At 56.7% G+C, this 9064-nt stretch carries 6 protein-coding genes and 1 pseudogene; 6 read left to right on the top strand and 1 reads right to left on the bottom strand.

The features are described 5' to 3' along the window. Positions 1 to 382: 382 nt before the first annotated feature. The gene (locus MEB48_RS18945) at positions 383 to 1099 is read left to right on the top strand and encodes an SIMPL domain-containing protein (protein WP_237885490.1); all 717 of its coding nucleotides are present in this window, start codon (positions 383 to 385) and stop codon (positions 1097 to 1099) included. 192 nt (positions 1100 to 1291) lie between these two features. Here the strand turns inward: MEB48_RS18945 and MEB48_RS18940 are convergent, their stop codons facing one another. Beyond that, positions 1292 to 1642 carry an NIPSNAP family protein gene (locus MEB48_RS18940; RefSeq protein ID WP_237885489.1) on the bottom strand — a complete coding sequence of 117 codons (351 nt, stop codon included), beginning with the start codon at positions 1640 to 1642 and terminating at the stop codon, positions 1292 to 1294. Between the two features lie 124 nt (positions 1643 to 1766). On the opposite strand from MEB48_RS18940, the pseudogene MEB48_RS18935 reads away from it, so the two are divergent. The 5 genes and pseudogenes from MEB48_RS18935 to MEB48_RS18915 all read left to right on the top strand — a co-directional run. Beyond that, positions 1767 to 1951: pseudogene (locus tag MEB48_RS18935) on the top strand (ABC transporter substrate-binding protein); the annotation flags it as partial. A gap of 259 nt (positions 1952 to 2210) precedes the next feature. Beyond that, a complete protein-coding gene (locus MEB48_RS18930) occupies positions 2211 to 3836 on the top strand; it encodes an ABC transporter substrate-binding protein (RefSeq protein WP_237885488.1) in 1626 nt (541 codons plus the stop codon). Between the two features lie 300 nt (positions 3837 to 4136). Further along, positions 4137 to 5738 (top strand): ABC transporter substrate-binding protein, encoded by a 1602-nt coding sequence (locus tag MEB48_RS18925; protein ID WP_095055143.1) that lies wholly within the window; start codon positions 4137 to 4139, stop codon positions 5736 to 5738. 173 nt (positions 5739 to 5911) lie between these two features. Then, positions 5912 to 7345, top strand: a complete 1434-nt coding sequence (locus tag MEB48_RS18920) for an OprD family porin (protein ID WP_237885487.1) — start codon at positions 5912 to 5914, stop codon at positions 7343 to 7345. 75 nt (positions 7346 to 7420) lie between these two features. Beyond that, entirely contained in the window at positions 7421 to 9016 is a 1596-nt protein-coding gene (locus MEB48_RS18915) for an ABC transporter substrate-binding protein (protein WP_237885486.1), read from the top strand. The last annotated feature ends 48 nt before the right edge of the window (positions 9017 to 9064 follow it).

Genomic DNA, 9064 nt, shown 5'->3' with positions numbered 1-9064 from the left:
CAATCACCATGCTGGCTGCACGATGTTTGAACTCGCGGGAAAAGACTCTTCTTTCTTTCATGGAACCTCCAAATTGGCAAAATCATATCGCCCTTAAGAGGTGTCCGGAATTATTAGGCCAGATCAGCTTGCTCGCGAAGACGGCAGTACAATCAATATTGATGTCGCCTGATATACCGCTTTCGCGAGCAAGCTCGCTCCTACAGTGTTCCGAGCCTTAACTGACTGGCATTAAGGCTTGCCCGCGAATGGCCGCAACGCGCTCACCAGTCTTCCATCTGTATAGAAGTTGTAACTGTGCGAACCGGACCATTGAAGCTAGAGTCTGATGGTTTCACGCAGGTCGGACCTTAACCCCTGCGCACCGTCCAAGGAGCTTTTCATGCACACATTGCGCCGCAGCGCCGCCCTTCTTGCCTTAAGCGTTGGCACCGTCGCCAGCCTCCCGGCCCTGGCCGTCGACGAGCTGCATTACAACCAGATCTCCCTGCGCGCCGAAGTCAGCCAGGAAGTGGCCCGCGACCTGATGATCGTGACCCTCTACACCGAAGAGCAAAACACCGACCCGGCCAAACTCGCCGCCGACGTCAGCACCACCATGAATAAAGCACTGGCCCAGGCCAAACAAGTCAAAGACATCACCCTGCGTCAGGGCAGCCGCAACAGCTACCCGATCTACGACACCAAAGGCCAGAAAATCACCGGCTGGCGTGAACGCGCCGAACTGCGCCTGGAAAGCTCCGACTTCGCCGCCCTGTCCAAACTCACCGGCGAACTGCTCACTGACCTGAAAATGGGCGGCATGGATTTCGCCATCGCCACCCCAACCCGCAAGGCCAGCGAAGACGCCCTGCTCAAAGAAGCCGTGACCGCCTTCAAGTCCCGCGCCCAACTGGCCACCGACGCCCTGGGCGGCAAGAGCTACAAAATCGTCAACCTGAACCTCAACAGCAACGGTTATCCACAACCGTACATGCGCGGGCCGATGATGATGAAATCCGCAGCCATGGATTCAGCGCCAGTGACGCCCGAGGTTGAAGCAGGGACCAGCCAGGTCAGCATGACGGCGGATGGGGCGATTGAAGTGTTGATGCCTTGATGCAGTAACGGGTTGGTCAGTTTTGTAGTGACTGATCCGCCGCCTTCGCGGGCAAGCCTCGCTCCTACGAGCGAGGCTTGCCCGCGAAGAACGATAACGCGGTCAAACTGACTGAACGCCTGCTTACCCCTGCGGTTCGACCTTATCCAACGCACGACTCACCGACAAAACCCGGTGAATGCTGATTGAGCATCAGCTCTGAATAGATCTATGGGAAGCTCTGATGGCATCGATCGCCTCTTGAGTGAGCGCCATAACTGTCGTTGTACTTACCTCAATCCGACTGATGATGTCTGCTCTCGGACCATGCTTCCAGTCAGTGCTTGAGTAAAAAAGCGCCTGAGAGGCTTGGCGATGGTTCTCGCTCTCGTAGGAGCGAATCAAGTGATAACTGTCATCGTCATGCAAAGAGCCGCCATAAGAAACAACATCCACCCCAGCCTTTAAGTGAAGCGGAACGCTTACTTCCCGCATTATTCGATGGAAATCCAATCCTGATCCCGGTTTCAAGGTGTACATCAGGATTTCAACAATTCGAGTCATTCCAGATCTTCCATGTGGATTTCAAGTTCCTGCCTAGGGATTTGTGCTGGCTGATCTGCCGCCTTTGCGGGCAAGCCGCTCCTACAGTGGAACGGTGTGCTCCCCTCGCCACTCGTTGCGAGTCAAAGTGTCCACTGACAAACAGCAGCGGGTCAATCTGTACCAACAGACACAGCAAATCCTTAAGCAACAAGTACCTATCACACCGAACTGGGGACGGTATTTCAGCCACTGCGCAATGAAGTCACCGACTTCAAGATCAGCCCGTTCGGCCTCACTCCTTTCTATGGGGTGGGTATAAATAAGTAACACCGAGCGCCAACCGGGTGCATCAGTCGCCCCGGTTGCCCTTTGTCGGTGCGCGATTTGCACCGTAAAAAACCTGCGCAAACGGTCAAATACCTCAGTATTTATACATATGCGACATTAAGGTACGTTCGTACCACTGTTTAAGGTTTGTGGCCATTCGAGATCTTGCATTGGGTATGGCCCCTGCATAAGTATCCGCAGGAACGACTCACGAGGTCGTACCTCACAATCAAAAATGACAACAAATCATGAGGCCAACATGCTTAAACACGCGGTCATTCCGTTTTTAGTCGGCGCAAGCTTATTAGCCAGCGCACCTTTCGCCGTCGCGGCGACTAACCTGGTGTTTTGCTCCGAAGGGAGCCCGGCCGGTTTTGACCCTGGTCAGTACACCACCGGAACCGACTTCGACGCCTCTGCCGAAACCATGTTCAACCGTCTGACCCAGTTCGAGCGCGGCGGCACCGCCGTTGTTCCTGGCCTGGCGACCAAGTGGGACATTTCCGATGACGGCCTGACTTACACCTTCCATTTGCGTGAAGGCGTCAAGTTCCACACCACCCCGTACTTCAAGCCAACTCGCGAGTTCAGCGCTGACGACGTCCTGTTCACCTTTAATCGCATGATTAACAAGGATGACCCGTTCCGCAAAGCGTACCCGACCGAATTCCCGTACTTCACCGACATGGGGATGGACACCAACATCACCAAGATCGATAAAGTCGACGACCACACCGTCAAGTTCACCCTCAAAGAAGTTGATGCCGCGTTCATCCAGAACATGGCCATGAGTTTCGCCTCGATCCAGTCCGCCGAGTACGCTGCCCAGCTGCTCAAGGAAGGCAAGCCTGCCGATATCAACCAGAAGCCGGTCGGTACTGGCCCGTTCGTGTTCAAGAGCTACCAGAAAGACTCCAACATCCGCTACACCGGGAACAAGGATTACTGGAAGCCTGATGACGTGAAGATCGACAACCTGATCTTCGCCATCACCACCGACCCGTCGGTACGTATTCAGAAGCTGAAAAAGAACGAGTGCCAGATCACTCTGTTCCCGCGTCCGGCTGACCTGAAGGCGCTGAAGGAAGACAAGACCCTGAAAGTACCTGACCAGGCCGGTTTCAATCTGGGTTACATCGCCTACAACGTGATGGACAAGGTCAAGGGCAGCAACGAGCCGAACCCGCTGGCCGACCTGCGAGTTCGTCAGGCGCTGGACATGGCAGTCAACAAGCCGCAGATCATCGACTCGGTTTATCAGGGCGCGGGTCAACTGGCCGTCAACGCCATGCCGCCGACTCAATGGTCCTACGACACCACCATCAAGGATGCGCCGTACAACCCTGAGAAAGCCAAAGAGCTGCTCAAGGAAGCCGGCGTCAAGGAAGGCACCGAAATCGTTCTGTGGGCGATGCCGGTACAGCGTCCGTACAACCCGAACGCCAAGCTGATGGCTGAAATGCTGCAGTCCGACTGGAAGAAGATCGGCCTGAACGTCAAGATCACCAGCTACGAATGGGGCGAATACATCAAGCGTTCCAAGGGCGGCGAAAACCAGGCGATGATCATCGGCTGGAGCGGCGACAACGGTGACCCGGACAACTGGCTCAACGTGCTGTTCGGTTGCGATTCGCTGCAGGGCAACAACTTCTCCAAATGGTGCGACAAGAAATTCGACGGCATCGTTAAAGAAGCCAAGCGCACGACCGATCAGGCCAAGCGCACCGAACTGTACAAGCAGGCGCAACACGTCCTCAAAGACGCCGTTCCAATGACACCTATCGCTCACTCGACGGTGTTCCAACCCATGCGCGACAACGTGCAGGACTTCAAGATCAGCCCGTTTGGCTTGAACTCCTTCTACGGCGTCAGCGTCAGCAAATAAGAAAAGGCAGCGGCGACGTTTTCAGCGTCACCGCTGCTTTTTTCTGCCGAGAAGCCAGGAATTTTCCTACGTCCAAATCCACTGCTTGGTACAGCAGGGCATAGGACGTGTTGACTTTTCCTACGAGTTTTTAGGACTCAACGCATTTACTGCCAGATCCACGGTCCCTACCGTCGGGTTCTGACCAGTGACTGTGTGGGCTATCGGTTTGCTGCCCGTATTGGTTTGAGCTCAATGCAGCCACAACGTCCCGGACGGAATCGCGGCGCATTGAATAACACTACAAAAAGAGGGAGCGTCATGCGCCATACCTTGGTTTTATCCGCATTGCTGGGCACCGGCCTGCTGGCCGTCACTTCCATCAGCCAGGCCGCCAATAACAGCCTGGTGTTCTGCTCCGAAGGCAGCCCCGCCGGTTTCGACACCGCGCAATACACCACGGCGACCGATAACGACGCCGCCGAACCGCTGTACAACCGATTGGCAGAGTTTGAAAAAGGCGCCACCAACGTCGTACCGGGCTTGGCAACGAGTTGGGATATTTCCGAGGACGGCCTCAAGTACACCTTTCACCTGCGCGATGGGGTGAAATTTCATACAACCAAGTACTTCACGCCAACCCGCGATTTTAACGCCGATGACGTGCTGTTCACCTTCAATCGCATGCTCGATCCGCAGCAGCCCTTCCGCAAGGCTTATCCCACCGAGTTCCCGTATTTCAACGGGATGAGCCTGAACAAGAACATCGCCAAGGTCGAGAAGACCGGGCCGCTGACCGTGGTGATGACGCTCAACAGCGTCGACGCCGCGTTCATCCAGAACATCGCCATGAGCTTCGCCGCGATCCTTTCCGCCGAATACGCCGACCAGTTGCTGGCCTCGGGCAAGCCGAGCGACATCAACCAGAAGCCGATCGGCACGGGTCCGTTCGTGTTCAAGAGCTACCAGAAAGATTCCAACATCCGTTACAGCGGCAACAAGCAGTACTGGGACCCGAGCCGGGTCAAGCTCGACAACCTGATTTTCGCCATCAACACCGATGCCTCGGTGCGTGTACAGAAACTCAAGGCCAACGAATGCCAGATCACCCTGCACCCGCGCCCGGCCGATGTAACCGCGCTGAAGAATGATCCGAAACTGCAACTGATCGAGAAACCCGGCTTCAACCTCGGTTACATCGCCTATAACGTGCGGCACAAGCCTTTCGACCAGCTCGAAGTGCGCCAGGCGCTGGACATGGCGGTGAACAAGCAAGGCATTCTCAACGCCGTCTATCAAGGCGCCGGTCAACTGGCGGTCAACGCCATGCCACCGACCCAGTGGTCCTACGACGAAACGATTAAAGACGCCGCCTACAATCCGGAAAAAGCCAAGGAACTGCTCAAGGCCGCCGGCGTCAAGGAAGGCACCGAAATCACCCTCTGGGCCATGCCGGTCCAGCGTCCGTACAACCCCAACGCCAAATTGATGGCCGAAATGCTCCAGGCGGATTGGGCGAAGATCGGCCTCAAGGTCAAGATCGTCAGCTACGAATGGGGCGAGTACATCAAGCGCACCAAGAACGGCGAACACGACATCAGCCTGATCGGCTGGACCGGTGACAATGGCGACCCCGACAACTGGCTCGGTACGCTGTACAGCTGTGATGCCATTGGCGGCAACAACTACTCCATGTGGTGCGACCCGGCTTACGACAAGCTGATCAAGCAGGCCAAGGTCGTGACCGATCGCGACCAGCGCACCGTGCTCTACAAACAGGCGCAACAGTACCTCAAGCAGCAGGTGCCGATCACGCCGGTCGCCCATTCAACGGTTAACCAGCCGTTGAGCGCCAAAATCGAAGGATTCAAGGTGAGTCCGTTCGGTCGTAACGTTTTCTCGGGTGTCAGCATAGAAAAATAACCGCTTAGCCAAGAACCGCTGAGGGCGCATTACGCCCTCACGCAAGCGTATTGCCGTAATTCGTCAATCCGGCCTATAGCAAACGTTTGCGATGCTTGCATGAGTTCTAAACCAAATAGTCGGATCACCAAAAAAGACCGGCATTAAAAAAAAGAAAGTAAGGAGCTTCACCCATGAAACTGAGCAGCACCGCGTTATTGGCCTTGGCCATCAGCAGCGTGACCGCCACGGCTTACGCAGAATCCCAGAGCCAGGCTTTTACGCCGGTTACCGTGAAAGAGAAAAGTGCTCAGAGTGAAGCCACTGGCTTTGTCGAAGGCCAATCGATCAGCGGCACTACGCGCAACTGGTACGCCAATGAGCAACTGAAACGTGGCGCCACGTTCAGCTACAAGAAAGACGGCGTATCGACCCCGACTGATCGTCGTATCAACTGGGTTCAGGGCACCATCCTCAAGTACAACTCCGGCTTCACTGAAGGCACCGTGGGTTTCAGTACAGAAGTGGCGGCCTACAACGCCATCGCTCTGGATCGTGATCGCAAGGATCTGGCGTCCAACAACGGCGGCGCACCGGGTACCCGTTCCGGGGCGGGCAACAACCGTACCCTGACCGAAGAAGGTGGCGACGCCGTCGGCCAGTGGAGCAAGCTGGGCCTGGCCAACGTCAAGGCCCGTGTGTCCAACACCACCCTCACCGCCGGCCGCCAGAACTTCAGCAGCCCGATGGTCGATGTCATCGGTAACCGTGCGCTGCCTTCGAGCTTCCAGGGTGTGACCCTGCACAGCGAAGAGCTGGAAAACCTGAGCTTCGATTTCGGCACGTTCGATCGCAATTCGCCGCGAACCGAACAAAGCCAGCGCAAGTTCCGCACCGAATACGCCAATGGCATTGTTGAAACCGATCACGTTCACACAGCCGGTATCACCTACACGCCATTTGCCAGCCTGACCACCAGCCTGTGGGCAACCCAAGCCGAAGACATCTGGAACCAGTACTACTTCGGCGCCAGTCATGTGCTGGGCGACAGCTCGATCCTGAGCCTGACCACTGGCCTGAACTACTACAAAACCCAGGAAGAAGGCAAAGCGCTGATCGGCAAGATCGACAACGACACCTACTCCCTGTCGTTCGGCCTGACCCACCAGGCTCACAGCCTGACCTTCTCTTATCAGGAAGTGAACGGTAACGAGTACTTCGACTACCTGCACGAAACCAACGGCATCTACCTGGCCAACTCCCTGCTGTCGGACTTCAACGGCCCGAACGAGAAATCCTTCCAGATCGCCTACGGTCTGAACATGGCCGAATACGGCGTACCAGGCCTGAAGTTCAACATCTACCAGGCTCGCGGCTGGGGCATCGACGGCACCCACTACACCGGCAACGGCGGCGTGGCAGGCAAGGGTTACGACGGCATCCAGGCCCAGGATGGCGAACACCACTATGAATACGGCATCGGTGCTTCGTACGCCGTGCAGAGCGGTCCACTCAAGGCCACCGCTATTCGCGCGACCTACACCGCGCACCGTGCCAGCGAAAATCAGGCGGATGGCAGCATCAACGAGTTCCGTCTCGTGACCACCATTCCGTTCAACATTTTGTAAAACGCATGCCTGCGGCTGACTCATGATGAGTCGGCCGTCTGGCTTTTCTGTTCAACCGATTGCAGAGGGCTCTAGATGAAAATGCTTCCCCTACGAGCGGCCATCGCTGCCGCGTTGCTGAGTGTCGCCGTCGGCGTCTCGGCCAAACCCTTGGTGGTCTGTACCGAAGCCAGTCCGGAAGGCTTCGACATAGTCCAGTACACGACTGCAGTCACAGCCGATGCAGTGGCCGAAACCATCTTCAATCGCCTGGCCGACTTCAAGCCCGGCACCACTGAAGTGATCCCGGCACTGGCCGAATCCTGGGATATCAGCGACGACGGTCTGATCTACACGTTCCACCTGCGCAAAGGCGTCAAGTTTCACACCACCGATTACTTCAAGCCGACCCGCGATATGAATGCCGACGATGTGGTCTGGAGCTTCCAGCGTCAGCTGGACCCGAAACACCCTTGGCACAACAAGTCGAGCGTGGGCTTCCCGTACTTTGAAAGCATGGGCTTCAAAGAGCTGCTCAAAAGTGTCGAGAAGGTCGACGACAACACGGTCAAATTCACCCTGACCCGCCGTGAAGCACCGTTCCTGGCCGACATCGCCATGGCCTTCTCCTCGATCTACCCCGCCGAGTACGGCGACCAGTTGCTCAAGGCGAACAAGACCGGCGACCTGAACAACAAACCGGTCGGCACCGGCCCCTTCATCTTCCAGCGTTACGCCAAGGACGCTCAGGTTCGCTTCAAGGCCAACCCTGACTACTTCCGTGGCAAGCCACCGGCGGAAGCCTTGATCCTGGCGATCGGTACCGACAACAACGTGCGCCTGCAAAAGCTCAAGGCCAACGAGTGCCAGATCGCGCTGTATCCAAAACCGGATGACATCCCGAGCATCAAGAAAGACGACAAGCTGAAGGTCGATGAACTGAACGCAATGACCGTGTCTTACATCGCGATGAACACTCAGCACAAATACATGAGTGACGTGCGGGTGCGCAAAGCCATCGACATCGCCTTCGACAAGGAAGCCTACGTCAACGCGCTGTTCGGCAAAGGCAATGCGACCGTGGCGGTCAACCCGTACCCGGACACCCTGTTGGGCTACAACCACAAACTGACCAACCCGCCGCGGGATCTGGACAAGGCTCGCGCCCTGCTCAAGGACGCCGGTGTGCCGGATGGCACCACGTTTACCCTGTTCACCCGTAACGGTGGTGGCCCGACCAATCCGAACCCGATGCTCGGCGCACAGATGATGCAGGCCGACCTGGCCAAAGTCGGGATCAAGGTCGATATTCGTGTCATGGAATGGGGCGAAATGCTCAAGCGCGCGAAAAACGGCGAGCACGATATGGTGTCTGCTGGATGGGCCGGCGATAACGGCGACCCGGATAACTTCCTGACGCCTATGCTCAGTTGTGAGGCCGCCAAAAACGGCGAAAACTATGCACGCTGGTGCAACGAGAAATTCCAGGCACTGCTCGACCAGGCACGGGCCAAAGTGGATCCGGCCGAACGCGCCGCGCTCTACGAACAGGCCCAGGCCATTTTCAATCAGGACCAGCCGTGGATCAGCATGGCGCACACCCGGATGTTCACTGCAATGCGCGCCAACGTAGAGGGCTATCACATTAGCCCCCTCACCACGAATAACTTCGCCACCACCCAGGTGAAGTAGATAAGAAACGCTCGGCATCGCTGACCCCAGCGCTGCCGGGCACGCCTA

Origin of the sequence: Pseudomonas sp. PGPR40, from assembly GCF_022014505.1 — a bacterium.
Lineage (GTDB): Bacteria > Pseudomonadota > Gammaproteobacteria > Pseudomonadales > Pseudomonadaceae > Aquipseudomonas.
The sequence above is the reverse complement of the archived record's forward strand: the minus strand, read 5'-3'. Positions and strand labels throughout refer to the sequence as shown.